The organism is Streptomyces shinuiensis (genome assembly GCF_043660855.1).
Classification (GTDB): domain Bacteria; phylum Actinomycetota; class Actinomycetes; order Streptomycetales; family Streptomycetaceae; genus Streptomyces.
Genome location: NZ_JBIHML010000001.1, coordinates 560,019 through 583,227, shown reverse-complemented (window position 1 = coordinate 583,227; position 23,209 = coordinate 560,019). Strand labels below are relative to the sequence as shown.

At 69.9% G+C, this 23,209-nt stretch carries 21 protein-coding genes, 5 pseudogenes and 1 riboswitch; of the genes and pseudogenes, 18 read left to right on the top strand and 8 right to left on the bottom strand.

Annotated features, from left to right (window positions below; genetic code table 11):
• Positions 1-231: 231 nt before the first annotated feature.
• The 3 genes and pseudogenes from ACGRHY_RS02470 to ACGRHY_RS02460 all read left to right on the top strand — a co-directional run.
• The gene (locus tag ACGRHY_RS02470) at positions 232-1,659 is read left to right on the top strand and encodes an IS1380 family transposase (RefSeq protein ID WP_394633733.1); all 1,428 of its coding nucleotides are present in this window, start codon (positions 232-234) and stop codon (positions 1,657-1,659) included.
• Positions 1,660-1,831: 172 nt separating this feature from the next.
• Positions 1,832-2,011, top strand: a complete 180-nt coding sequence (locus tag ACGRHY_RS02465) for a hypothetical protein (RefSeq protein WP_394633732.1) — start codon at positions 1,832-1,834, stop codon at positions 2,009-2,011.
• A 323-nt stretch (positions 2,012-2,334) separates the two neighbouring features.
• Positions 2,335-2,805 (top strand): annotated as a pseudogene (locus ACGRHY_RS02460) (polymorphic toxin-type HINT domain-containing protein); the annotation flags it as partial.
• Positions 2,806-3,547: 742 nt separating this feature from the next.
• Here the strand turns inward: ACGRHY_RS02460 and ACGRHY_RS02455 are convergent.
• A pseudogene (locus ACGRHY_RS02455) lies at positions 3,548-3,799 on the bottom strand (tyrosine-type recombinase/integrase); the annotation flags it as partial.
• Positions 3,800-4,114: 315 nt separating this feature from the next.
• Between ACGRHY_RS02455 and ACGRHY_RS02450 the strand changes: the two are divergent.
• On the top strand, positions 4,115-4,678 hold the full coding sequence (locus ACGRHY_RS02450; protein WP_394633731.1) for a Uma2 family endonuclease: 564 nt from the start codon (positions 4,115-4,117) through the stop codon (positions 4,676-4,678).
• 150 nt (positions 4,679-4,828) lie between these two features.
• Here ACGRHY_RS02450 and ACGRHY_RS02445 read toward each other — a convergent pair whose 3' ends face one another.
• On the bottom strand, positions 4,829-5,596 hold the full coding sequence (locus ACGRHY_RS02445; RefSeq protein WP_394633730.1) for an IS5 family transposase: 768 nt from the start codon (positions 5,594-5,596) through the stop codon (positions 4,829-4,831).
• A 425-nt stretch (positions 5,597-6,021) separates the two neighbouring features.
• On the opposite strand from ACGRHY_RS02445, the gene ACGRHY_RS02440 reads away from it, so the two are divergent.
• Positions 6,022-6,363, top strand: a complete 342-nt coding sequence (locus ACGRHY_RS02440) for a hypothetical protein (RefSeq protein ID WP_394633729.1) — start codon at positions 6,022-6,024, stop codon at positions 6,361-6,363.
• Between the two features lie 98 nt (positions 6,364-6,461).
• Here ACGRHY_RS02440 and ACGRHY_RS02435 read toward each other — a convergent pair.
• Positions 6,462-6,734: pseudogene (locus ACGRHY_RS02435) on the bottom strand (tyrosine-type recombinase/integrase); the annotation flags it as partial.
• A gap of 264 nt (positions 6,735-6,998) precedes the next feature.
• On the opposite strand from ACGRHY_RS02435, the gene ACGRHY_RS02430 reads away from it, so the two are divergent.
• The 3 genes from ACGRHY_RS02430 to ACGRHY_RS02420 all read left to right on the top strand — a co-directional run bounded on the left by ACGRHY_RS02430 (position 6,999) and on the right by ACGRHY_RS02420 (position 8,149).
• Positions 6,999-7,238 (top strand): hypothetical protein, encoded by a 240-nt coding sequence (locus ACGRHY_RS02430; RefSeq protein WP_394633728.1) that lies wholly within the window; start codon positions 6,999-7,001, stop codon positions 7,236-7,238.
• A 9-nt stretch (positions 7,239-7,247) separates the two neighbouring features.
• Positions 7,248-7,664 (top strand): type II toxin-antitoxin system VapC family toxin, encoded by a 417-nt coding sequence (locus ACGRHY_RS02425; protein WP_394633727.1) that lies wholly within the window; start codon positions 7,248-7,250, stop codon positions 7,662-7,664.
• 122 nt (positions 7,665-7,786) lie between these two features.
• Positions 7,787-8,149 (top strand): hypothetical protein, encoded by a 363-nt coding sequence (locus tag ACGRHY_RS02420; RefSeq protein ID WP_394633726.1) that lies wholly within the window; start codon positions 7,787-7,789, stop codon positions 8,147-8,149.
• A 502-nt stretch (positions 8,150-8,651) separates the two neighbouring features.
• On the opposite strand, the pseudogene ACGRHY_RS02415 reads toward ACGRHY_RS02420, so the two are convergent.
• Positions 8,652-9,224: pseudogene (locus tag ACGRHY_RS02415) on the bottom strand (site-specific integrase); the annotation flags it as partial.
• Positions 9,225-9,377: 153 nt separating this feature from the next.
• Between ACGRHY_RS02415 and ACGRHY_RS02410 the strand changes: the two are divergent.
• From ACGRHY_RS02410 to ACGRHY_RS02400, 4 genes and pseudogenes are all read left to right on the top strand, one after another.
• On the top strand, positions 9,378-9,953 hold the full coding sequence (locus ACGRHY_RS02410; RefSeq protein ID WP_394633725.1) for a DM13 domain-containing protein: 576 nt from the start codon (positions 9,378-9,380) through the stop codon (positions 9,951-9,953).
• 577 nt (positions 9,954-10,530) lie between these two features.
• A riboswitch (cyclic di-AMP (ydaO/yuaA leader) is annotated at positions 10,531-10,708 on the top strand.
• Between the two features lie 4 nt (positions 10,709-10,712).
• Positions 10,713-11,012, top strand: a pseudogene (locus ACGRHY_RS30240) (transglycosylase family protein); the annotation flags it as partial.
• A 3-nt stretch (positions 11,013-11,015) separates the two neighbouring features.
• The gene (locus ACGRHY_RS02405) at positions 11,016-11,765 is read left to right on the top strand and encodes a transglycosylase SLT domain-containing protein (RefSeq protein WP_491630969.1); all 750 of its coding nucleotides are present in this window, start codon (positions 11,016-11,018) and stop codon (positions 11,763-11,765) included.
• Between the two features lie 145 nt (positions 11,766-11,910).
• Positions 11,911-14,130, top strand: a complete 2,220-nt coding sequence (locus ACGRHY_RS02400; protein ID WP_394633723.1) for an NADP-dependent isocitrate dehydrogenase — start codon at positions 11,911-11,913, stop codon at positions 14,128-14,130.
• A 168-nt stretch (positions 14,131-14,298) separates the two neighbouring features.
• Here the strand turns inward: ACGRHY_RS02400 and ACGRHY_RS02395 are convergent, their stop codons facing one another.
• From ACGRHY_RS02395 to ACGRHY_RS02385, 3 genes are all read right to left on the bottom strand, one after another.
• Positions 14,299-14,985, bottom strand: a complete 687-nt coding sequence (locus tag ACGRHY_RS02395) for a histidine phosphatase family protein (RefSeq protein ID WP_394633722.1) — start codon at positions 14,983-14,985, stop codon at positions 14,299-14,301.
• A gap of 125 nt (positions 14,986-15,110) precedes the next feature.
• A complete protein-coding gene (locus ACGRHY_RS02390) occupies positions 15,111-15,863 on the bottom strand; it encodes an SDR family oxidoreductase (protein ID WP_394633721.1) in 753 nt (250 codons plus the stop codon).
• 368 nt (positions 15,864-16,231) lie between these two features.
• On the bottom strand, positions 16,232-16,837 hold the full coding sequence (locus ACGRHY_RS02385) for a TetR/AcrR family transcriptional regulator (protein ID WP_394633720.1): 606 nt from the start codon (positions 16,835-16,837) through the stop codon (positions 16,232-16,234).
• A gap of 355 nt (positions 16,838-17,192) precedes the next feature.
• On the opposite strand from ACGRHY_RS02385, the gene ACGRHY_RS02380 reads away from it, so the two are divergent.
• From ACGRHY_RS02380 to ACGRHY_RS02365, 4 genes are all read left to right on the top strand, one after another.
• The gene (locus tag ACGRHY_RS02380; protein ID WP_394633719.1) at positions 17,193-17,609 is read left to right on the top strand and encodes a DUF1622 domain-containing protein; all 417 of its coding nucleotides are present in this window, start codon (positions 17,193-17,195) and stop codon (positions 17,607-17,609) included.
• Positions 17,606-17,851 (top strand): hypothetical protein, encoded by a 246-nt coding sequence (locus ACGRHY_RS02375; protein WP_394633718.1) that lies wholly within the window; start codon positions 17,606-17,608, stop codon positions 17,849-17,851. The genes ACGRHY_RS02380 and ACGRHY_RS02375 overlap by 4 nt, the downstream gene beginning before the upstream one ends.
• Before the next feature lie 74 nt (positions 17,852-17,925).
• Positions 17,926-18,456: a DUF421 domain-containing protein gene (locus ACGRHY_RS02370; RefSeq protein ID WP_394633717.1), complete on the top strand. Its 531-nt coding sequence runs from the start codon at positions 17,926-17,928 to the stop codon at positions 18,454-18,456.
• 104 nt (positions 18,457-18,560) lie between these two features.
• The gene (locus ACGRHY_RS02365) at positions 18,561-19,013 is read left to right on the top strand and encodes an SPW repeat domain-containing protein (RefSeq protein WP_394633716.1); all 453 of its coding nucleotides are present in this window, start codon (positions 18,561-18,563) and stop codon (positions 19,011-19,013) included.
• A gap of 163 nt (positions 19,014-19,176) precedes the next feature.
• On the opposite strand, the gene ACGRHY_RS02360 is transcribed toward ACGRHY_RS02365, so the two are convergent.
• Complete coding sequence (locus ACGRHY_RS02360) at positions 19,177-19,887, bottom strand: hypothetical protein (RefSeq protein ID WP_394633715.1); 711 nt, start codon at positions 19,885-19,887, stop codon at positions 19,177-19,179.
• A 967-nt stretch (positions 19,888-20,854) separates the two neighbouring features.
• Here ACGRHY_RS02360 and ACGRHY_RS02355 point away from each other — a divergent pair.
• Complete coding sequence (locus tag ACGRHY_RS02355; RefSeq protein WP_394633714.1) at positions 20,855-22,120, top strand: cation:proton antiporter domain-containing protein; 1,266 nt, start codon at positions 20,855-20,857, stop codon at positions 22,118-22,120.
• Complete coding sequence (locus ACGRHY_RS02350) at positions 22,117-23,124, top strand: ion channel (RefSeq protein ID WP_394633713.1); 1,008 nt, start codon at positions 22,117-22,119, stop codon at positions 23,122-23,124. The genes ACGRHY_RS02355 and ACGRHY_RS02350 overlap by 4 nt, the downstream gene beginning before the upstream one ends.
• Positions 23,125-23,209: the final 85 nt, after the last annotated feature.

The window sequence follows — 23,209 nt, the reverse complement described above, 5'->3', positions numbered from 1 at the left end:
GCCAACGCGAACGAGGCGATCCTGGGACTGATCGTCCACATGGGCCTCTCTCGCCTTCGGTATGGGGTTCGCCCTGCTTCTCGTCCCACTCCTGCGGAACGCCGCAGCCTTGGCCTCGACTGTTCAGCTGAATTCGCTGAGCTGACGCCCTGACAGCAGAAAGATGCCCGTGACCTGCAAGGATGTGAGTGTCTAAGTCATATCCGGTGCAGACGTCAGGACACCTTTCTGGTGCGCAACACTACCGCGTGGGACCACGGCCTGCGGGTCGGGGCCGACGGCACGGGCATCATCGGTCACAGCGGAGCCGTCCTCCTGCGCCGCCTGGCGGACCGGAGTGGACTGATCACCGCGTTGACCAGGGTGTTTCCGACGGGCGGCAGCGGGTGGCGGGACCGGGCCGTGGTGTTCGTCCATCTTGCGATATCGATCGCGCTCGGCGCCCGCAGCGTTCTCGAGGCCGAGCAACTGGCCCTCCACCAGCACCGGGTGTTCGGGCCGCCCGCCTCGGACTCCACGATCCGCCGACTGCTCGCCGGCCTCGACGACACCACGTTGGCCGCTGTGGCCCGGGCTCGTGCGCGGGTCCGCCGGATCGTCTGGACCTGGCTGGCACTGCGGCCGGAGGGCTTCCCCTGGCTGACCGTCGCCGGGAAACGCCTTCAGAGCTGGGTGATCGTCGACATCGACGCCACGATCATCACCGCCGCCTCCAAGAAGGAGGGCGCCTCGGCCACCTTCAAGCGCACGTTCGGGTTCCATCCGCTGGCCGCGTGGTGCGCGAACACGCAGGAGTGCCTGGCCATGCTGCTGCGGACCGGCAGCGCCGGCTCAAACACCGCCGCGGACCACATCGCCGTCCTGGACGAGGCCCTCACACAGATCCCCGGCTCCTCCAGCGCGAAGATCCTGGTCCGGCTGGACGGCGCCGGAGCCACCCACGACCTGCACAAACACATGGAGAAGCTGACCACCACCCGGCGCCGGGTCCGCTTCACCACCGGCTGGAAGATCACCGCCGCCGACGAGGCCGCCATCGCCGAGCTCCCCGAACACGCCTGGGAATCCAGCCTGAAGCAGAACGGCGACCCGCACGACGACGATCACAGCGGAGTCGCGGAGTTGACCGGCCTCAACAAACGGGAGGGCTGGCCGGCGGGCATGCGGCTGATCGTCCGCCGCGTCCGCCCGTCCGGCCGGCACACCGAGAACCTCACCGACCTCGAGAAGAAGACCGGCTGGAAGTACTCGATCACCGCCACCAACATCACCAAACTCTGGGGCATACCGGGCTCGCACCAAATCCAGTGGATCGACGCCCTGCACCGGCACCACGCCGTCGTCGAGGACCGCGTCCGCACCAACAAGGCCATGGGCCTGCATAACCTGCCCGCCAAGTCCTGGAAGGCCAACCGCGGCTGGACGCTCGCCGCGAACGTCGCGGCCGACCTCGACGCCTGGCTCCGACTCCTCGTCCTCCACGACCAGGACGACCTGGCCGGCGCCGAACCCCAGACCATGCGCATGCGGATCTACCACCAGGCCGGCCGCCTCACCCGACACGCCCGAATCCGGTACCTCCGCCTCGACGCGTCATGGCCCTGGTCGGCCGCCTTCACCCTCGCCTGGGACCGGCTCACCGGCCTACAGGCCACTTGACCAGCACAGAAGCGATCCCACGAGCATCAGGAAGGAGAGCACCCTCAGCCTCCGGGCCAGTGGAACCCGGCGCAGCCGCAGCGACACGCGACGGTCCCACCCGCCCACCAGCGGCACAAACGAGGCGAAGCCGCCACCTCAACAAGCAGCAATCACCGCTGACAAATCGAGGTTGGCCCTGCAGGCGGGCCGCCGGTCACTCAAGGAAACGATCGTCCTCAACACCCCCGCCGCGCCGCGCGAGTGGACGTTCCCGCTCACCCTGGACGGGCTCACCCCGGAACTCGGACCCAACGGCGCTGTCCTGTTGAAGGACGCCGTCCGAAGTGGCCGCAAATACTGGACAAGGTGATCAATAAGAAACACCCCCGCCCGGTCTCCGGCACCACGATCGGCCGTGAGCGCGAGCAGTTCGTCGACGATTCGCTGACCCGTTCACTCCGCGAGTTCAGCATCCCACTCGACGAAACCGGCGAGTACTTCAAGTACTTCCCCAGTGATACCGGCGTCTGCGAAGGGGGCATGCTCGGCTTCCAGTGCACAGGGAACGGTAATCTCCTCGATCCGGAGTCCGGCACGGTCTACTGCAACCCAGGAGCGGAGGCGACACCGGGCAACATCTGCGTGCCGCTGCCGGCCATCGGCTCACCATCACCTCAGACAGAAATCGGCAACTGTCCCACCGCGAACAGTTTCGTCCCCGGCACCCAGGTGCTGATGGCCGACGGAACCACCAAGCCCATCGAGGACGTCGAACTCGGCGACAAGGTCGTGGCCACCGACCCGGAAACCGGCCGGACCCACGTAGAAACGGTCACCGCCGAGATCACCGGCTCGGGAGCCAAAAACCTCGTTGAGATCACCATCGACCTCGACGGAGAGAATGGCGACAGGACCGCCTCGGTCACCGCGACCGACGGCCACCCCTTCTGGGTCCCCGAGCTGGGCGAATGGCTCGACGCCACCGACCTCCACCCCGGCCAGTGGCTCAAGACCGGCGCCGGAACTCACGTTCAGATCAGCGCCGTCAAGCGCTGGACCCGGCACGCCACCGTCCACAACCTCACCATCAGCAACCTCCACACGTACTATGTGCTGGCTGGCGAGACACCGGTCCTGGTTCATAACTCCAATGGGCCTTGCGGTACAAACCTGACACGAGGTGAAAAGGTTGCTGCTGCTGCGGGTGTCGATGACCTTTCGCCAGCCTTGCGTAAGAACCTCACTGGCTTCATGAAGAAGAGTCCTGGGGATGCCGAGATTCCGCAGATCATTCGGCTCCCCGGAGGTGGTGCGGAGTTCAGCTACAAGGTCCCTGGAAGGGTTCCGGGGTCGTACGCGGTGTATCGGAAGCGGGTAGATGCTGAAGGAGCAACGGAGTTGGCTTACAAGACGACTTTCCTCCCCGACGGCAGCATCGCGCATATCAAGTTCAAGTGAGGGTGAGGATTGTGGAGTCGAATGCTTGTCAGGCTCTGGCCAGCCTGATTCGATGGGAAGCCCCGCTGGACGGACTGATCGACGCCGCCAACCGATGCGATCGACATGAAGGGCCTTCCGTGCGCCTGGAGCGCGAAGCGGTAAGGCAGGTACTCCAGCGATGCATTTCCGGAGAAGTGAACGTTCTAGATTTGCCGCGATGGGCTGGGATAGTTCACATGCTGGAGCGTGTTGAGATCGATGAAAGCGACAACGATTTGCTGACTCAATTCCTCTTCGAGGTGTCGAGCCCTGAATTGTTCGAGCCGATCACCGTTGACGTATGTCAGCGATGGATTAGCCGAATGGAACATGCATAGCGCTCCGCTTACACAAAAGCCTGGAGGCTCGGACGGAGGAGATTCCGACCGGGCCTCCAGGGCGTTTGACGGCAACGGTGACGGCAACGTCAGCGGACGACGGCTGAGGCGGGTGGATCTTCGGGTTCGTCGTCGGTCTGGCTGAGGGCGTTGCCAAGGGTGTCGATGGCTTCACGTTGGAGGCGGAGTCGTACGTGGGCGTAGACGTCGGCGGTGACACCGATGTGTGCGTGGCCGAGGAGTTCCTTGATCACGACGAGTTCGACGCCCTGTTCCAGGAGCAGGGTGGCCGTGGAGTGTCTGAGGTCGTGGAAGCGGATGCGCCGGAGTCCGGCCCGGTTGCCCGCTGACGCGGGCCCGGCCGCTACGGCGCCGCCCCGCCGCCCGCCCCCGAGCCCCTGGCCGCGCACAGACAGCACCCCGGAACGGCCGGTAGACCGCAGGACGACCGACCCATGCCAGCACCCGCATCCCAGGTCAAGCCAAGGGCGCCCATGCCGGAGCGCCTGGTGTCCAAGGAATTGGGCACGCGCATTCGAGGTCCCGCTCGTGCTGGCGAATCCTCGTGTCAGCAGGTGGGAGCGCCCGTATGCTGGCCGTGTACCGCCTGCCGATGCATCCCGCGGCTGCCGGGCGGACGAGGAGGTGAAGGGGATATGAGCGTTGCCATCGACCACACAGGGCCCTGGACCGTTGCTGACGTCCTCGCCCTGCCCGAAGACCGCACCACCCGCTATGAACTGCTGGGGGAGTCACTCGTAATGTCCCCCGCACCCGGCATCCGCCACCAGCGCGCCTCGCTCCGGCTCGCCATGATCCTCCACGCGGCAGCCCAGGCCGCCGAGGCGCCGGTCGAGGTGCTGGAGGCCATCAACGTCATCCTGCCCTCGGGCCTCGTCGTCCCTGATCTCGTTGTGACCGATGCCGGCGCGACCGCCGAGGACGGCGTCAGTGTCGATGCCGACGGCGTACAGCTTGTGGCCGAGCTCGTCTCTCCCGGCAACCGCACTGTGGACCGCAAGTTCAAGCCGATGCTCTACGCCGAGGCCGCCATCCCATACTTCTGGCGGCTTGAGTTCGACCCGGATCCGATGCTCGTCGTCTATGAGCTGGAAGGCGGCCGGTACATGGAGCGGACGACCGCACTCGCGGGCGCGACCACCCGCCTGGATGCCCCGTTCCCTGTTGCAATCGATCCGGCCGGACTTTCCCGGCAGTAGTTGCCGCCTGACGGCAACGCTGACGGCAACCGGGCCCGCCAACGGCGGCCGCCGACGGACCTCCACGGACAGGCGAATCGGCGCTGACCTGCGCAAATGCAGGTGAATAGGCCCTGCCCAGCACACGTACTATGTACTGAGCTCTTTCCATCATCGGTCTGAGCTGGCCAGATGCAGGGTCAGGACGGCTTGGACGAGGCTTGTGATGCGGGTGGTCGAGCAGCGCAGTTTGCGGAGGAGCCGCCAGGACTTGAGGGTGGCGACGGCCTGCTCAACCAGGGCCCGGATCTTGGCGTGGGACCGGTTGACGGCCTTCTGGCCTTGGGAGAGCGTCTCCCAGCGTCCCCAGTACGGGACACGGACCGTGCCTCCGGCGCCTCGGTAGCCCTTGTCGGCCCAGCAGGTGATGCCGGTGGCCGTGAGAGCGGCGATGATGCCGTGCTCGCGGGCGGCCCGGACGTCGTGGACGGCTCCGGGCAGAGCCGGTGAGGTCCACAGCAGCCGACCGGTGGGATCGGCCAGGATCTGCACGTTCATCCCGTGCCCCTTGTGCTTCCCGGAGTAGAAGGGGCGGTCCGCGGCGACGCGGTCGATCGGCAGCAGGGTGCCGTCCAGCAGCACGAACGCCTTCGACGATGCCGTCCGGGCCGCCTCCGCAAGAGTCGGGGCGAGCGCGGCCAGGAGCTCGACGGCCTCGGTGACGTACCGGTAGGCGGTGGTGGTCCCGATACCGAATCCGGCTGCGAGCTGGGCGTACGGGTGGCCGTTGCGGAGATGGGCGAGTGTGAGCAGGGCCTGCCGGCCCGGACTCAGACGCCGCCACCGGGTGCCGAGCTCCCGGCGGCGCTGACGGAGCTTGGCGGACAGGAAGCGCAGGGCAGAGCTGGACACGTCGACGCCGGACGGGTAGACAAGCACACGAAGCCTCTGGTGGAGACGGTTCTTCTTGGTCGAAAACCCATCTGCCAGGGGCTTCACCTGTCTGTCATCCCAACGGACCTGCCCGGCGGCCAGGTTGGAACGGGCTCACTCGCTGGTCAGACGCCGATTCTCGTTCACAACAGCAACGGATCTTGTGGCGTATGGCAGTCCGAGTTCGACAATCTACCGAAGGGAAGGCAAGGGCATGTTCGGGAGATGCCTGATGAGCAGACGATGCGCGATGCCTTCGAGCGCTGGACTGCTGTCGCTGAGCAACTCCCAGCGCGGGGCCCAAAGATTCCCGAGGTGTATCGACTTGAAGATGGCACGGTGATCCAGTGGAGAACAGCGTCTGCTTCCGGTGGGGCGACAGTATATATTCAGCCTGGTAGCGGTGGAAAGCCATTGAAGGTTCACTTGCCATGATCGACAGACGCGTGTTCGCTGACGTGCTGATCGAGGGACTGGACGACTGGGTTCCCATCGATCAGCTCATCTGGGCGGCGCGGGAAGCTGGGAAGGAATCTTCGTGGAAGGACCTCTTCGTCGAGCTTCTGCACTTCCTGCTCGAGAATGGCCTGGTCCAGATTGGTGAACTTGTCGCAGAGGGGTTCTCGCCGTGGAGGGGAGATGCTGGTGAAGTTGTCCAGTTGGTGCTCGATGACCTTGAGCGCCTTTCCTGGGAACCTCAGCTGGGCAGTCGCGCATGGATCGCCAATACGGAAGCAGGGGATGAAGCCGCACGGTCGTTGATCGACGGCTAGCCAGCCCTCCCATCGTATGCGGTTGCAAATCTGAAGCCCCGCCAGGCACTGCCTGGCGGGGCTTCAGCGTGGGGTGACGGCAGTAGTTGACGGCAACGTCAGCGGACGGAGGCGGCGCAGGGTGGCGGTTCATCGCCGTCGCCGTTGGCCGTCCCGGTGATCGCCGGGTCGTTGAGCGCGGTGCTGAGGGTGTCGATGGCGTCGTGTTGGAGTCGGAGTCGGACGTGGGCGTAGACGCCTGCGGTGACGCCGATGTGGGCGTGGCCCAGCAGCTCTTTGATGACGACGAGGTCGACGCCTTGTTCCAGGAGCAGGGTGGCGGTGGAGTGGCGGAGGTCGTGGAAGCGGATGCGGCGGAGGCCGGCCCGGTTGCCCGCTGACGCGGACCCGCGCGCGGCCGGGTCACGGGCCCGGCCGCTACGGCGCCGCCCCGCCACCCGAACCCGGCCCCTGGCCGCGCACAGACAGCACCCCGGAACGGCCTACAGGCCGCACGGTCTTCCGATGCCCCGGCACTCGGCAGCCCAGATCAACCAGGCGCCCACGCCACAGCAGGACCAAGGGGTTTACGGCATGTGTGTTCGAGGTCCCGCTCGTGCTGGCGGACCCTCGTGTCAGCAGGTGGGAGCGCCCGTATGCTGGCCATGCAGCCGTTTCCCGCACTGCTGGAGGTCCTGATGAGCACGCCCGCCCCCGAAGACTTCAGCTATCCGCAGCCCAGGCCGCGCCTGTCGCTCGAGGAGCTTCTGGCAGCGAAGAACACACAGCCGATCCGCTCCCTGGACGACCTCGCCGCCGACACCTTCGAGTCGGACGAGGAACTGGAGGAGTTCCTTGCGTTCACGTACGCCGAGCGTCACCGCGACGCGGCCTGAGGCGGCCCGGTGCAACCCGTCATCCTCGACACCGATGTCGCCTCTCGGCTGCACAAGCGCAAGCTGACCAGCCCGCTGGCGACCCGGCTCATCGGCCGTAAGCCGCTGATCACCTTCGTCACCCACGGCGAGCTCACCAAGTGGATGGAGATCCGCCACTGGGGTGCCCGAAGCCGCCAGGAACTCGCCGACTGGCTGTCCGACATCCCGGTCCTGCCCGGCGACGAGGCCGTCGCCGCAACGTGGGGACGGCTCTCGGCGGCAGGGATACAGCGCGGTCGGCCCCGCCCCACCAACGACATGTGGATCGCCGCCACCGCCCTCACCTACGACCTCCCGCTCGCCACCCTCAACCTCAAGGACTTCGAGGACTTCCGCCGCTATCACGGCCTGCGGATCCTCGGCGTCGAAGACGGACGCGTCTGACGGCAACGCTGACGGCAACCGGGCCCGCCAACGGCGGACGCCGACGGACTTCCACGGACAGGCGAATCGGCGCTGACCTGCGCAAATGCAGGTGAATAGGCCCTGCCCAGCACACGTACTATGTGCTGGCGGGGGCCACGCCGGTCCTGGTTCACAACAGCAACTGCGACTTCAAGATTGGTGCTGCGGACGAGAAGTACGACAAGCATGTCCTGGGTCTCGATGATTCCGGAAACCCCACCCGTAGGCCTGATATGCCGGAATATGAAACGGATGATGGGTTTGAAAGGTACGTCGCGGACGCGCAGGCGCTGATGTGTCCCGGTAGCTGCCCTGCCGCCGCTCGTGAAGCTGTTAGAAGTGATGGCGTCATCATTCGAATGGATTCCCAGGGAAGAATAGGAATGAGGAACGGAAATACCATCACTACCTATTTCCGGCCAGACGATCCGCTCGCGTACTTCCAGCGGGAGGCGGCCCGATGACTCACGGTACTGAGAACTTCCGCGACGCGTTCTCTAGCTTTGTCAGAGAGTCTGGTCGGTGGCGTGACGTCGAACCGGAGGCGCTCCTGTCTCGCTGGAGGACGTTCGTCGAAGAGTGCGAACAGGGCTATCGGGGTGACGCCGAAGACTACTTCAATGATCTGACATCGAGGGATTCTCTGGCGAGGGCCATGGATTCTGCGGAACTGCAAAGCTTTCCCGAGCTTGTGCCACTTCGCGCAGAAGTGGAAGCGGTAGACTCAAGATTCCGTGCACTCCTAATTCCGGATGCGTTTCCAAGGATCCCTGAGGAATCCTGGTGGGCGCGCGGCGTGGTGAAATTTGCGCGTAGGCGCCTGGTGGAGGACTTGAGGCGCGAATATCGCCTTGAGACGGAGCTATTCGAATAGTCGTTGAAGGTTCGCGCAAGTAAAGCGAAGCCCCGTCAGGTGTGTCCTGACGGGGCTTCTGCGCGGTCTGACGGCAGTAGTTGACGGCAACGTCAGCGGACGGGGGCTGCGCAGGGTGGCGGTTCATCGCCGTCGGAGCGCGCCCTCTCGGTGGTCTCCGGGCTGCCGAGTGCGGTGCCGAGGGCGTCAATGGCGTCACGCTGGAGGCGGAGGCGGACGTGGGCGTAGACGTCGGCGGTGACGCCGATGTGGGCGTGGCCGAGGAGTTCCTTGATCACGACGAGTTCGACGCCCTGTTCCAGGAGCAGGGTCGCAGTCGAGTGCCGGAGGTCGTGGAAGCGGATGCGACGGAGGCCGGCCCGGTCAAGGAAGCTGTGGAAGCGGCGAGTGATGTTGGCCGGGGCGAGAGGCCGGCCGGTAGGGGTGGTGAAGACGAGGCCACTGTCCTGCCAGGCTGACCCTGCGGTCTCGCGCTCCGTGTCCTACTGCTGTTTGTGCTCCTTGAGGGAGTGGATACATTCGGTCGGGAGCGCGATACGGCGCTCGGATGCCCGGGCCTTGGTGGGGAGATATGTGAGGCCGCCGGTGCGAGTGCGCTGGAGCGAGCGCCGGATGCTGGCCGTTCCGGTGGTGAGGTCTTCCCAGTGGAGGCCGAGGAGTTCGCCTGAACCGCCGGTGACACCCGGCCGCATGGACCGGGAGGGCCCGTGCCCATGCGGGCGGCGCGCCGCGGCGCGGCTGGGTGGGTCGTCCACGTACCGGATGGTGCGCCGGCGCCGCTGTTGGCGTTGAATGGGGGCGGCTGACTTTCCGAGTGGATGGGGGTGGGCGCTTTGCGCGCTGTGGTGGGCAGGCCGCTGGTCGTGGCGGTCGCGGTGGTGGCCGTGGTGGCGGCCGGTGTAGGGCTGTACTGGTTCCAGCCGTGGAAGCTGTGGCAGGACGAGACCGTGCGGGAGTCGCTGCCCGCGGCCCCGAGCGCGCCCGCCCCGTCGGCGGCCGACCGGGAGACCGCCTCCGCGACGCCGACCGCGCAGGCCGGACCGCGGACGCTGGCCGGCGGCGACCTGATCTCCCATGAGCACGCCACATCGGGAACGGTGCGGCTGGTCCGGCTGGCCGACGGCTCCCACGTCGTGCGCCTGGAGGACCTCGACACCAGCAACGGGCCCGACCTGTACGTCTGGCTGACCGACGCGCCGGTCAAGGAGGGCCGGGCCGGCTGGGGCGTCTTCGACGACGGGGAGTACGTCAGCCTCGGCAAGCTGAAGGGCAACAAGGGGGACCAGAACTACGCGCTGCCCGCCGATGTCGACCCGGACGCTTTCACCAGTGTGAGCATCTGGTGCGACCGCTTCGACGTCTCGTTCGGAGCGGCGGAGCTGAAGCGCGTCTGAACCGGGGCCGGGTCCGGGCCCGGCGCAACGAACCGGGCGGCAGGTCCTGAGGCGGCCGGAGTCCGGGCCGCGCGGTGCGGCCCCTCGCGTGAACGTGCGCGAGGGGCCGCTTCCGCCGTTCGCCTCCGCGACTGCACCGGAAAACCGGCAAAACGCCTATGCGGTGAACAGTGGGTCATTGGGAAGGAAGGGATCAGTCGTGACCTTACGGCCCCTATGTTCCTCAAAGGCTCCTGTCGTGAGCAACGCCCCATAATGGCCCGGCCGTTCGAATGGTGTGCCGGGAATCACACTGCCGCGCCCTTCGTGTGCCCGCCGCCGGGTTCCTTGGACGCCGGCGGCTGAAATTCCTGGCCCGGAGGCGTTTTGAGGTGTGTGCCGCCCCGCGGGCTCCCGTGACCGGCCGGTGGCCGGACACGCATGGCGGCCGTGTTTGTCGGCTCGGTGACAAAGTGATAGGCCGTCGGATTTCCGACGTCTTGTCTTCCGTGAATTGCCTGTGTTTATGTGTCCTGGCCTTCACCGTCCTTGGTGGGGGCTCCACCGCCGGGACGCCGAGTCCTGCCGCCCGGCCGGGGAGAGGCAACAGCTGACCATGGCAGGAGCGGGGAAACCACATACGCGCCGTGCCGCGCCTTCGGCGGCCCGGCTTGGGGTGAAGCCCATTCCCGACGTCCCCTGACGCGAAGGGAATGGGCCGGGCAACTCCGGCCCGAATCCGACAGCTAACCTCGCAGGCGTGGGAGAGGAAGCACACCCATGTCCCGTGGTCGTCACCGCCGCCCCCGCACACCTTTGATATCCCGTCAGTTCTCGCGTGTCTCCCTCGCCCTCACCGCCGGTGGTGCGGGAATCGCCGCACCCATGGTCGCCGCAGGCAGCGCGAGCGCGGCTTCCACCGCGGTGTGGGAGAAGGTCGCCGAATGCGAGAGCAGCGGCAACTGGTCCATCAACACCGGCAACGGCTACTACGGCGGACTGCAGTTCTCGCAGTCCAGCTGGGAGGCGGCCGACGGCACCGAGTACGCGCCGCGCGCCGATCTGGCCACCAAGCAGGAGCAGATCGCCGCCGGTGAGAAGCTGCTCGAACTCCAGGGGCCGGGAGCCTGGCCCACCTGCGGGCCGACGGCCGGCCTCTCCCGGGGCTCCGGCACCCCCGACAGAGTCCCCGTCACTCAGACGGGCGGCGAGTCCGAGGTGAGGACCGGGGCCGAGCGCAAGCCCGCGGCCGACTCCCACACCGTCACCTCCGGCGACACCCTCCACCGGATCGCCACCGCCCACGGTGTCGAGGGCGGCTGGCAGGCGGTCTACGAAGCCAACCGCGAGACCGTCGGCGACGATCCGCACCTGATCTTCCCCGGCCAGGAGCTGACCCTGGCCGCCCGGTCCTCCGGCGGAGGACCGAAGCGCGCTCCGGAGCGCGCGAGCCGGACAGAGGCCCGCCCGGCCGCAGAGAAGACCGCGCCCCAGGCCTCACCGAAGGCCTACGCGGACAACCTGGACGGCTGGATCCGCGAGGCCCTGGACATCATGCGGGCCAACGGCATCCCCGGCACCTACGAGGGCATCCACCGCAACATCATGCGTGAGTCCAGTGGCAACCCGAACGCGATCAACAACTGGGACATCAACGCCCAGCGCGGCACCCCCTCGATCGGCCTGCTCCAGGTGATCAAGCCGACCTTCGACGCCTACCACGTCCCGGGCACGGCGAACAGCCAGTACGACCCGGTCGCCAACATCGTCGCCGCCTGCAACTACGCGGCCGACCGCTACGGCTCGATCGACAACGTCAACGGGCCCTACTGAGACGGCCGGGCCCGCGGCCCCCGCAACCCCGCCCCCGGCGGCGGCGCGAACGCGCCGCCGCCGGGGGCGGGGCACTTTCGGGGGAAGGCCCTCCACGGGATATCTTGATGTCGAGCAATGTTGCAGACGTGGAGCGGAGCACCCGGTGACTGACTCGACCATCATCTACACACAGACCGACGAGGCCCCGGCCCTGGCGACGTACTCTTTCCTGCCGGTGGTCAGGGCCTACGCAGCCAAGGCGGGCGTCGCCGTGGAGAGCCGTGACATCTCCCTGGCGGGGCGGATCATCGCGGTCTTCCCCGAGTACCTCAAGGAGGACCAGCGCATCGGTGACGCGCTCGCCGAGCTCGGCGAGCTGGCCAAGACCCCCCAGGCCAACATCATCAAGCTGCCGAACATCTCGGCCTCCATCCCGCAGCTCAAGGCCGTCATCGCCGAGCTCCAGGAGAAGGGCTACGCGCTCCCGGACTACCCCGACGCCCCCAGGACCGACGAGGAGCGGGAGATCCGCGCCCGCTACGACAAGGTCAAGGGCAGCGCCGTCAACCCGGTGCTGCGCGAGGGCAACTCCGACCGCCGCGCCCCCGCCTCGGTGAAGAACTACGCCAAGACCCACCCGCACCGCATGGGGGCCTGGACCCCCGAGTCCAGGACGAACGTGGCGACCATGGGCGTGGACGACTTCCGCTCCACCGAGAAGTCCGCGGTCCTCGCCAAGGACGACGCGCTCCGCATCGAGCTGGTGGGCGACGACGGCTCCACCACCGTGCTGCGCGAGTCCGTGCCCGTGCTCGCCGACGAGGTCGTGGACGCGGCCGTCATGCGGGTGGCCGCACTGCGCGAGTTCCTGGGGAACCAGATCACCCGCGCCAAGGCCGAGGGCGTGCTGTTCTCGGTCCACCTGAAGGCCACCATGATGAAGGTCTCCGACCCGATCATCTTCGGCCACGTGGTGCGCGCCTTCTTCCCGAAGACCTTCGCCGAGTACGGCCGTACCCTCGCCGCCTCCGGCCTCACCCCGAACGACGGGCTCGGCGGCATCCTCAAGGGCCTGGAGTCGCTGCCCGAGGGCGCGAAGATCAAGGAGTCCTTCGAGGCCGAGCTGGCCGAGGGCCCCGAGCTGGCCATGGTCGACTCCGACCGCGGCATCACCAACCTGCACGTGCCCAGCGACGTCATCGTCGACGCCTCCATGCCGGCCATGATCCGGACCTCCGGCCACATGTGGGGCCCCGACGGCCAGGAGCACGACACCCTCGCGGTCCTGCCCGACAGCTCCTACTCCGGCATCTACCAGGCCGTCATCGACGACTGCCGCGCCAACGGCGCCTTCGACCCGGCCACCATGGGCTCGGTGCCCAACGTCGGCCTGATGGCGCAGAAGGCCGAGGAGTACGGCAGCCACGACAAGACCTTCGAGATCCCCGCCACCGGCACCGTCCGGGTGACCGACGGCGACGGCAACGTCGTGCTGGAACAGACGGTCGGCGCCGGCGACATCTTCCGCATGTGCCAGACCAAGGACGCCCCGATCAGGGACTGGGTCAAGCTGGCCGTCACCCGCGCCCGCGCCACCGGCGCCCCGGCGGTGTTCTGGCTGGACGAGACCCGCGCCCACGACGCCAGGCTGATCGAGAAGGTCCGCACCTACCTGGCCGAGCACGACACCGAGGGCCTGCGGATCGAGATCATGGCGCCGGCGGAGGCCACGAAGTTCTCCCTGGAGCGCATCCGACGCGGCGAGGACACCATCTCGGTCACCGGCAACGTGCTGCGCGACTACCTCACCGACCTGTTCCCGATCCTCGAGCTGGGCACGAGCGCCAAGATGCTCTCCGTCGTCCCGCTGATGAACGGCGGCGGCCTGTTCGAGACCGGCGCCGGCGGCTCCGCGCCCAAGCACGTCCAGCAGCTGGTCAAGGAGAACTACCTGCGCTGGGACAGCCTGGGCGAGTTCCTGGCCCTGGCGGTCAGCTTCGAGCACCTGGCGCAGACCACGGGCAACGCCAAGGCCCGGGTGCTGGCCGACACCCTCGACCGGGCCACGGCCACCTTCCTCAACGAGGACAAGTCGCCCACCCGCCGCATCGGCGGCATCGACAACCGCGGCAGCCACTTCTACCTGGCGCTGTACTGGGCGCAGGAGCTGGCGAAGCAGACCGACGACGCCGAGCTCGCGCAGGCCTTCGGCCCGCTGGCGCAGGAGCTGTCCGAGCAGGAGCAGACGATCGTCGGCGAGCTGGCCGCGGTCCAGGGCTCCCCGGCCGACATCGGCGGCTACTACCGGCCCGACGACGCCAAGGCCTCGGCCGTCATGCGTCCGTCGCAGACCCTCAACCGGGCGCTGGCGAGCCTGTCCTGACACGGCGGGCACGGGGGGACGTTCCCGCGCACCCGCCCGCGTCCGTTCCGTGACGCCGTCCCGGCCCGGACTCCCCGTTCGGCCGGGACGGCTCGCGTGCGGCCGCCCGCACCGCGCGCACGGGGGCGGGGACCGCTCCGCAGGGGCGGACGGCGGCGAGCGGCCGGGTCAGCGGTAGGTGAGCAGCGCACGCCGTTCCCCGGCGAAGTGCGCGTGGTCGTTGAAGGCCAGCAGGCTGATGCCGGAGGAACCCGCGACGAGGGTGGTGATCGCGGCGTTGACGGTTACCCGGTTCAGTGCCACGATTCCGGCCGGCGGAGCGGACAGCAGCCCTCCGCACAGGGCCGCCAGCACCCCGCCGGAGGTGACCACCACCGCGTCGCTCCCGGGCCGGAGTCCGTCGGCCAGTCCCCGCAGCGCGTCGGCGGCGCCGGAGGCGAACCGCTGCCAGCCGCCCTCGCCGGTGTCGGCCATCCACGCCTCGAGAGCCCGGTCGAGGACCGCCTGGACGCCACGTGAGCCGGCGGAGGTGTCGGCGGATGCGCCGGCGGGGGCGTCCTGCGGCGCGGAGCCGCCGTAGCGCTCGACGAGGTCGATGTGGTCGTACTCGTTCCACCGCGCATCGGTGCGCGGCGCCCCGGGCAGCCCGGCGGTCCTCGCGATGATCTCCGCGGTGTCGCGCTGCCGGGCCAGGGTGCCGCAGACTACGACCGGGTCGCGCGGCGCACGCCGGGCCAGTTCGGCCCCGGCGACCTCGGCCTGTCCGCGTCCGAGGTCCGACAGCGCGTCGTACCCCTCGGCCGTGTCGGCGCCGAACGTGGCCTGGCCGTGGCGGACCAGATGGATGACCGGCATCGCTGCCCTCCTGTCGTCGAAGTGCTGTCGGTGCTTTCCGGGCTGTCGGGGCCGGCGCTGCCGCCGCGCCGCCCGGGGAGGCGGGCGAAGCCGGGGCCCGGGGAAGGCCGGGGGAGCGGGTCTTCTCAGCTCATCCTCGCCACGACGCCCAGGGGCAGCCGGCGCATGGCGAAGCCCATGGGTACCCAGGGCCAGGCGGGCACCTTCGCCTGGGCGCGTTCGGCCTCGATGGCCTTCACCATGGCGCGCACCCCCTTCTCGGTGGAGACCATCAGCGGCGTCCGGCCGGCCGGTCCGCTCATCTCGGAGGCGATGTAGCCGGGGAAGAGGGTGGTGACCTTGACCGGGGTGCGCAGCAGCTCGGCGCGGATGCCCTCGGCGAGGGCCGCGACGCCGGCCTTGCTGGCCGCGTACGTGGTGAGGTTGCGGGGTAGGCCGCGCATGGCGCTCATGGAGGAGACGACGACCAGGTGGCCCGCCCCCTGGTCGCGGAAGACCTCCACGGCGGCCTCGCACTGGGCGAGGGCGGCGGTGAAGTTGGTCCGCGCGGTCTGGAGGTTGGCGTCGAAGCGGCCGGTGCCGACCGGTTGGCCCTTGCCCAGTCCGGCGTTGACCACGACCCGGTCCAGCGAGCCCAGGTCGGCACGGAAGGCGCGGAAGACCTCGAAGACGGCGCCGTGGTCGTTGACGTCCAGCGCGCGTACCGAGACCGTGATGCCGGGGTGGGCGGCCAGCAGCTCCTCGCGCAGCCGCTCCAGGCGGTCGGTGCGGCGGGCGCACAGGGCGAGGTCGCGCCCCCTGGCTGCGAACTCGCGGGCCATCTGCTCGCCCAGCCCGGCGCTGGCCCCGGTGATGAGGATGTTCTGACGGGTGCTCATGCCGTGTGCTCCTGTGTCTTCCGTCGTGTTTCCTGCCCTGTCGCCGCAGTCCCCGCGGCCGGCGGCGGGACCGCCCCGCCTTCGGCCCGGCCGCGCGGGGGCGCCGAGGCGCGCGCCCCCGCGGGAGACGGTCCCGGTACCGGCGAGGTGCCGGCGAACCCGGTGACGCGTTGGGCGTGCTCACGGGCCCGCGGTGAACGGGCGAAGTCCACGGCCGGTTTCCTCGCCGGGGGACGTCCGACGTCCGGGGCGCCCGCCCACGGCGGCGTCGTCGCGACGGCGAGCGTAGCCAACATACTGACCAGTGCTCAATAGCGTGGGTGCGGGGTGGTCCGGATCACCCTCGCCTGCCGGCGGGCTCGGGTAGGTCAGCGCGGCGGGGCGAGTGGTGCGCCCAGGGGCGCCAGCAGCCGGCCGAGACCGTCGACGAGGAAGCCCACCAGTTCCTCGGCCGCCACCTCCTCCCCGGCCTCGATCGCCATCTCCTCCGCCATCGCCAGCCAGCCGCGCACCGCGAGCCGCACCAGCGGATCGGGGGAGGGCTCGCCCAGCGCCGTCAGGATCCGCTCGGCCAGCGTGGCGCGGATGCCCTCGAACACCTCCACCACCAGTTCGTCCCCGCCGGCTCCGGCGCGCACCAGGGCCACGTAGTTGGCGCGGCGGCGCCGCACGAAGCCGGTGAAACCCCCGACCACGGCGCGCACCCGCTCCTCGCGCCCGCCCTCGTCCGGCAGGCGCGTGTGCCGCAGCAGCCGCTGCCCGGCGGCCCGGACCACCGCGGCGTAGTAGTCGCGCTTGGTCGGGAAGTAGTGGAACAGCAGACCGCGCGAGATACCCGCCTCGGCCGCCACCTCGTGGATCGACAGCTCGTGGATGGGGCGGCTGACCAGCAGCCTCAGCCCGATGGCGATCAACTGCCCGCGCCGGTCCTCGGCGCTCAGGCGCACCCGGGCGCGGACGGGATCGGCTGTCATGCGGGTGACGGTAACTTGCCGCCGGACGCCCGGCAAACGCCCGGCACGCGGGTATGGGAGGCGCCGGCCAGGACGGGGGGAACCTGGCCGGCGCCGGCCTGACATGCGGGTGCCGGGGGCGGCGGTCGCCTTCGCGGCGAGTGGCACTGCGAGGCTTCAGCCGGACGATCGTCCTCGCAGGCGGTGTTGTGAGGCCCGGGGACACTGTCCCGCCCTCCGGCACCCGCGACGAGTACAACCGTCCGGCCACCGCGGACATTCCGCACCGGGTCGAATGAATCCGGATGAAATCCGGTGAGACGCCTCACACCGGCCGTCCGCGGAATGAGCGGACCGGTGCGGGTACTCGCCGATCGTGAACACGACCGCCGAAGTGCTGCCCGAGTCCGCGCTCAGGGAAGCAGTCGACCTTCTGGTCAGGCTGGTGGAGGCGGCGGGCGCACTGATCATCTTCGTGGGCGCCGTCTGGGCGTTCGGGCGCTTCCTGCTGACCATGGTGCGCGGGGGCGGCCCGGACCGCAGGTTCAACAGGATCCGGCTCACCCTGGGGCGTTTCCTGGCGCTGGGCCTGGAGTTCCAGCTCGCCGGAGACGTACTGCGCACGGCCGTCGCGCCGAGCTTCACCGAGATCGGGCAACTCGCCGCGATCGCGGCGATCCGCACCGCCCTGAACTTCTTCCTCGGCCGGGAGATCGCCGCCGAGCGCGCCGAGATCGAACGCGAGCGCCGCAAGGAGGGGGACGGCCCCCGGGCCCGGGCGGAACCGGTATGACCACCGCCCTGAACCTGGCGGCGCTGGCCACCACCGCCTTCGGGCTGGTGGCCGCCGCGGTGGTGCTCGCGGCGGCGAGGCGGCTCGCGCCCACGCTGGCGGTCCTCCTGGACTTCCTGACCGCGGCGGGACTGCTGCGCCTGGCCGGCGACCCGAACTGGAGCACCATCGCGGCGGCCGCCGCCGTGATCGCCATCCGCAAGCTGGTCACCGCCGGTCTGCACGCCGCGCGGCCCCGCTGAAGGTGCGGGTACCGGGCCGGTCACAGGGAAGCGCGGACATGTTGCGGAACGGAGTCGCGGGGTAGTCGTGCCCGATGTTCTTCGACACCGGATACGACCTGCTGCGCGTGGCCGTCATGACCGCGTGCTCCTATGCGGCCCTGATCACGGCGGTGCGGCTCTCGGGCAAGCGCACGCTGGCGAAGATGAACGCGTTCGACCTGGTGGTCACCGTGGCCCTGGGGTCGACGCTGGCCACCATCCTGCTCAACGCGACCGTCTCCCTCGCCGAGGGAGTGCTCGCACTGGCCCTGCTGGTGACCCTCCAGTTCGCCAGTGCCCGGGCGGCGGTGCGGTCCCGCCGCTTCCGGCGGCTGGTCAAGGCCGATCCGACTCTGCTGCTGACCGACGGACGCATGCTCGACGAGGCGATGGCCCGGCAGCGCGTCACCGGGAGCGAGGTGCTTCAGGCGATCCGCTCCCAGGGGGTCGGCTCGGTCGAGGAGGTCGCCGCGGTGGTGCTGGAGACCGACGGCAAGTTCAGTGTGATCACCCGCTCCCAGGCCGGCTCGGGCAGTTCCCTGGCGAACGTCGGGGGAGCGGCCGGAGTACGGCCGGAAGGGTGATCCGGGGGCGGAGGGCGCCGGAAGGGACCGGGACGGGGGTGCGCACTGGGCGAACCGCCGCAAACGGCACGAAGATGGTCGGGAAGATCCCGTAAGGAGTTCTCATGACTCGTCATTCCTCCCCGCGCGGACGGGCAGCCGCCCGGGACGCCGCGTCCACGCCCGGTCCCTCCGGGGTGCGGGACCAGCTCGTGACCGGCCTGATGATGCTGGCCGGCATCTGGCTGGTCCTGGCCTCGTGGTTCCTCAGGTACCCCTTCGACGACGCCGCGGTCGACGCCCAGCGCAACGAGACCGGCGTCGGCATCGTGCTGCTGCTCATCGCCTTCGCCCGGATCGTACGCCCGCGCGGGTGGCTGTCGGACCTGATCGTCCTGCTCCTCGGCGTGTGGCTGCTGGTCGCGCCCGCCCTGATCGACTACGGCGGCCCGGAGAACACCCCCGAGGCGGCCCAGGTCAACGAGGTCGTCATGGGCGTCGTGCTCGTGGTGCTGGCCCTGGTGAGCATGCTGCTGCTGTTCCGGGCCCGGCGCATGAGTCCGCAGGAGGCCGGATGAGCGGAATGCCGCGCGGGATGCGGCAGCGGCGGCGTTCGCCGGGACCGTGGGACAGGGCGGCGAAGCGGTCGAGGGCGGGGCGGTGACTTCGTGCGGGCGGCCCTCGGCTTCGAGGACGCCGGTTCGCCGACCACGCGGACCCTGCCCGGACACCCACCTGTGATCAGGGATCCCCGCCCCCTCCGCTGCCGACCCCGACCCGATGATCCCCGGCGGTGCGCGACTCCAGGAAGTAGGCCCCCAGGCTGCCCGCGAGGGTGGCGAAGACGGCGACCGAGTAGACCGCCAGCACGATCTCCAGGACCTTGGGGAAGGCACCGGGCCGGTCCAGCGGCTCCCCGGTGACGGTGGCCAGCGCGGTGGCGTGCAGCGCCTCGCCCAGGGAACGGTAGGAGCCGAACTCGTACACCAGCTCCCCGCTGCCCAGGACGATGATCGCCGAGACGGCCGCCAGCCAGCCGATCCGGCCGCCGAGTACCCGGCGCGCCGAGCGGGAGGAGCGCACCACCGAGGAGAGCACCCGGCCGGTGCGCAGCATCCGCACCGAGTGCGCCAGCCGCAGCACCCGGAGGAAGGGCAGCACCAGGAAGAGGAGCTGCCACCAGTTGCGCCGCCAGAAGGCTCTGGTGTCGGGAGCGATGAGCAGACGGGCGAGGAACTCCGCGGCGAACACCGCCCACAGCAGCCAGCCGGCCACGGCCATGACCGTGCTCAGCGCACTGCCGGGCCGGGCCAGCCGCTCGCCGAGCACGAGCAGCAGGAACAGCACGCCCAGCGCGCTCATCACCGGAGTCGCGCGGTCCAGCAGCTCCTGGGCGAGCCGCTCGCGTTCGGAACGGGTGCGGTGGGAAGGGCGGGCAGGCAGAGCAGGCACACCGCAGCCCTTCCCCCTGTACGGCCGGGCACGCACGCCGCCTGCGCGCCCGCCGCGCCACATCCCCCCGCACACCGTCGCGCAGGCCGCCGGGCCCGGCCGCGGGCCGGAGGCGGAACCGGTCGAACCGCTTGCGGCGAAGCGGTTGTGACGGGCGGAGCGCATTCGGTGACTTCTCACGTCCCGGATCGGGGGAGACACGCGAAAACCGGGGGCCCTCCATGGTGACGCCTGCCCCCAACCGCTCTGTGGAGGCACGGCCCGCCCGTGCGGACGGCCGGCTGCGTCCTCGGCCGCTGCCTGCGCTTCGACGACTCCGACGACGACGAGGAGTCCGGCCACTGGTGCCATGAGATGCCGGCCGCCCGCCGGGTCCTGTCCACCGACCCGGCCGGGCCCTGGCACGCCGTCCCCTGGAAGTGGGAGCCCGCCGGGCACACGTGCGGGCGGGGTCCGGTGGCCGGGCCCCGCCCGCTTCCTCGGGGGCGTGTCGCTCGCAGTGGTGTTCTCTCGTGCCGGGCACCTCCTACATCTCGGCCCGCCGGGGCAGGAGCCGGTCTTCCCGGTGGCGTGCCCGCTCCCGCCGGAGCGGGCAGGCGGCCGTGCGAGGCCCGCCGGGGCCCCGGCGCTGCCGTGGGATGCGGCGACCCCGATGAGCGGCGCGATCACTCGAGTCGGCTGCCCTCAAGGGTTTCTCCTCTCCTCAGTGCGACCCGCCGTCGCGGCTTCCTGACGGGCCGGATTTCCGCTGACGGTCCGTCAGAACACCGGGCTGAGCCGGAGAGCGTCTGACACCACCCCTTCGGATGGGATGGTGCTGCTCCTCCGTGCCGGAAGCGAACGTTTGTAGGTACCCGGAGCGGCTGCTCCCGCTCCGGGGCCCGGCCGACGCACCCGCCCGGCCGCTCGGGCCGTCCACGTCACCCGGACGCCCCGCCCGCCGGGTGGCCGGGCCGGCTATCGGTGCATGACAAGAACGGAGCAGGGCAGCCGCACGGACATGCTGGACAAACTCCTGACCGTCACCGCGGCCCTCGCCCTGGTGGTCGCAGTCCTCTCCGCGCGTATCCAGCGCGCCCCGCTGAGCGGGCCGCTGCTGGCGCTGCTGGCCGGGATCGTCCTCGGCCCGGAGGTGCTGGGTGTCCTCGATCTGCCCACCGTGGTGGAGGGGCACAAGGAGCTGCACGAGGCGTCCCGCCTGCTCCTGGCGGTGTCGGTGATGGCGATCGCCCTGCGCTACCCGTTCCACGACGTGCGGTCCAGGGCCAAGCCCCTGACCGTCCTGCTGCTGGCGGCCATGCTGGGGATGGCGCTGATCACCACGGCCCTGTCGGCCGCCGTCCTCGGGGTCGGCCTCGGCGCGGCGGCGCTGCTGGGCGCGGCCCTGTGCCCCACCGACCCGGTGCTCGCCTCCAGCGTGGTCACCGGCGAGCCGGCCGAGAAGACGATCACCGCCCGCACCCGGCAGCTGCTTTCCCTGGAGTCGGGTGCCAACGACGGTCTCGCCCTGCCCCTGGTGCTGGCCGCGGTGGCGATCGCCGGAACCCTCAGCGGCGGTGACGCACTGCTGGAGTCCCTGTGGCAGGTGCTGGGCGCGGTCGTCCTCGGAGCGGTGGCGGGCGTGCTGGGCGGCCGGGCGCTGCGCAAGGCGGAGGAGCACCGGACCGTCCAGTCCGGCCCCCTGCTCGTCTACACCCTGCTGCTGGCCTTCTTCGTCCTGGGGGCGGCCGGGCTGTTGCGCCTCGACGGTGTCCTGGCCGTCTTCGTCAGCGGGCTCGCCTTCAACGCGACGAGCTCGGTCCGCGAGCGCGCCGACGAGGACAAGAACGACGAGGCGGTCAACCGCTTCCTCGTCCTGCCGCTGTTCGTCGTGCTCGGCGCCGTGATCCCCTGGCGCGAGTGGGGCGAGTTGGGCTGGTGGCGCGGCGCCCTGCTGGTCCTGGGCGTACTGCTGCTGCGCCGTCTGCCGGTCCTGCTGGCGCTGAAACGGCCGCTGTCCCTGAACTGGCGGGACACCCTCTTCATGGGCTGGTTCGGCCCCATCGGCGTCTCGGCCCTGTTCTACCTGACGATGGAGGCCCACCGGCTCGGCGCCGATCCGCCGGTACTGGCAGCCGGGACGCTGGTCATCGCCTCCAGCACCGTCGTGCACGGCATCACCACCACCCCCGGTCTGACCGCCTACCGCAGGGCCGGGGAGCGGCGGGGCGACACGCGGAAGGAGGCGGCGTGACGAGCGTGCCGGCGGCGATCGCCGGCTGCGCCCTGGTGATTCTGACGCTGGCCGACGCGGCGGTCACCGCGCTGTCGATGGTCACGGTCACCGGTCCGGTCAGCGGCCGGGTGGCCAGGACGGTGTGGCGGGTGTTCCTGGCGCTCAACGCCCGGGCGGGGCGCGGCTCGGCCTTCCTGAAGTGGAGCGGAACGTGCACCCTGCTGATCACCTTCGCGACGTGGGCGGTGCTGCTGTGGGCCGGGTGGTGGCTGGTCTTCAGCTCCGACACGGCTTCCGTCGTCGCCTCCCGCACCTCCGAGCCAGCCGGCGGGTGGGACCGTGTGTACTTCACGGGCTACACGGTCTTCACCCTGGGCATCGGCGACTACGTGCCGGACACCGCCTGGGCCCAGGTGGCCACCGCCGCCGCCTCCCTGACGGGACTCTTCCTCGTCACGCTCTCCCTCACCTACCTGGTGCAGGTGGTGCAGGCGGTGGTTCACAAGCGCGTGCTCGCCCAGCAGATCCACTCCCTGGGGCAGGACGCCGCCGGCATCGTCGCCGTGGGGTGGACCGGGAGCGGTTTCAGCTCCATGTTCAACCAGCAGCTCGTCTCCCTGACCGAGCCGCTGCTGCGCCTGGGCGAGCAGCATCTGGCCTACCCGGTCGTCCACTGCTTCCACTCGACCCGGCGGAACAAGGCCCCCGCCCGCGCGCTGGCCGCCCTCGACGACGCCCTGCTGCTGCTCCGCGCCGGCGTCGCCCCCGGGAGCCGGCCCGACCCGGCGGCCACCGAACCCCTGTGGTCGGCCCTGGACCAGGTACTGGACACCCTGCGCGGCCAGTTCTTCTCCCGGGCCGAGCGGGAACGCCCCGCGCCCGCGCTGTCGGTGCTGAGGGAGACGGGCGTCCCCGTCGTCGACGAGGAGGAGTACGCGGCCCGCGTCCGCGAGCACACCGGACGGCGGCGCGCCCTCCAGGGGTTCCTGCACAGCGACGGATGGCACGAGGACAAGGACTGATGCTTTTCCCGCCGGTTTCGGGGCCGGGAGTGCTCCGGGGCCGGACCCGGAGCCGCGTCAGCCAGGTCCACCCCGCTCGCCGCGT

Excerpts from the sequence above, each read along its gene's own strand:
- ACGRHY_RS02450 (WP_394633731.1), top strand. The coding sequence starts at position 4,115 with ATGAGCGTTGCCATCGACCACACAGGGCCCTGGACCGTTGCTGACGTC.
- ACGRHY_RS02440 (WP_394633729.1), top strand. The coding sequence starts at position 6,022 with ATGATCGACAGACGCGTGTTCGCTGACGTGCTGATCGAGGGACTGGAC.
- ACGRHY_RS02410 (WP_394633725.1), top strand. The coding sequence starts at position 9,378 with ATGGGGGTGGGCGCTTTGCGCGCTGTGGTGGGCAGGCCGCTGGTCGTG.
- ACGRHY_RS02365 (WP_394633716.1), top strand. The coding sequence starts at position 18,561 with ATGACTCGTCATTCCTCCCCGCGCGGACGGGCAGCCGCCCGGGACGCC.
- ACGRHY_RS02370 (WP_394633717.1), top strand. The coding sequence starts at position 17,926 with ATGTTCTTCGACACCGGATACGACCTGCTGCGCGTGGCCGTCATGACC.
- ACGRHY_RS02395 (WP_394633722.1), bottom strand. The coding sequence starts at position 14,985 with ATGCCGGTCATCCATCTGGTCCGCCACGGCCAGGCCACGTTCGGCGCC.
- ACGRHY_RS02430 (WP_394633728.1), top strand. The coding sequence starts at position 6,999 with ATGCTGGCCATGCAGCCGTTTCCCGCACTGCTGGAGGTCCTGATGAGC.
- ACGRHY_RS02390 (WP_394633721.1), bottom strand. The coding sequence starts at position 15,863 with ATGAGCACCCGTCAGAACATCCTCATCACCGGGGCCAGCGCCGGGCTG.
- ACGRHY_RS02385 (WP_394633720.1), bottom strand. The coding sequence starts at position 16,837 with ATGACAGCCGATCCCGTCCGCGCCCGGGTGCGCCTGAGCGCCGAGGAC.
- ACGRHY_RS02355 (WP_394633714.1), top strand. The coding sequence starts at position 20,855 with ATGACAAGAACGGAGCAGGGCAGCCGCACGGACATGCTGGACAAACTC.
- ACGRHY_RS02375 (WP_394633718.1), top strand. The coding sequence starts at position 17,606 with ATGACCACCGCCCTGAACCTGGCGGCGCTGGCCACCACCGCCTTCGGG.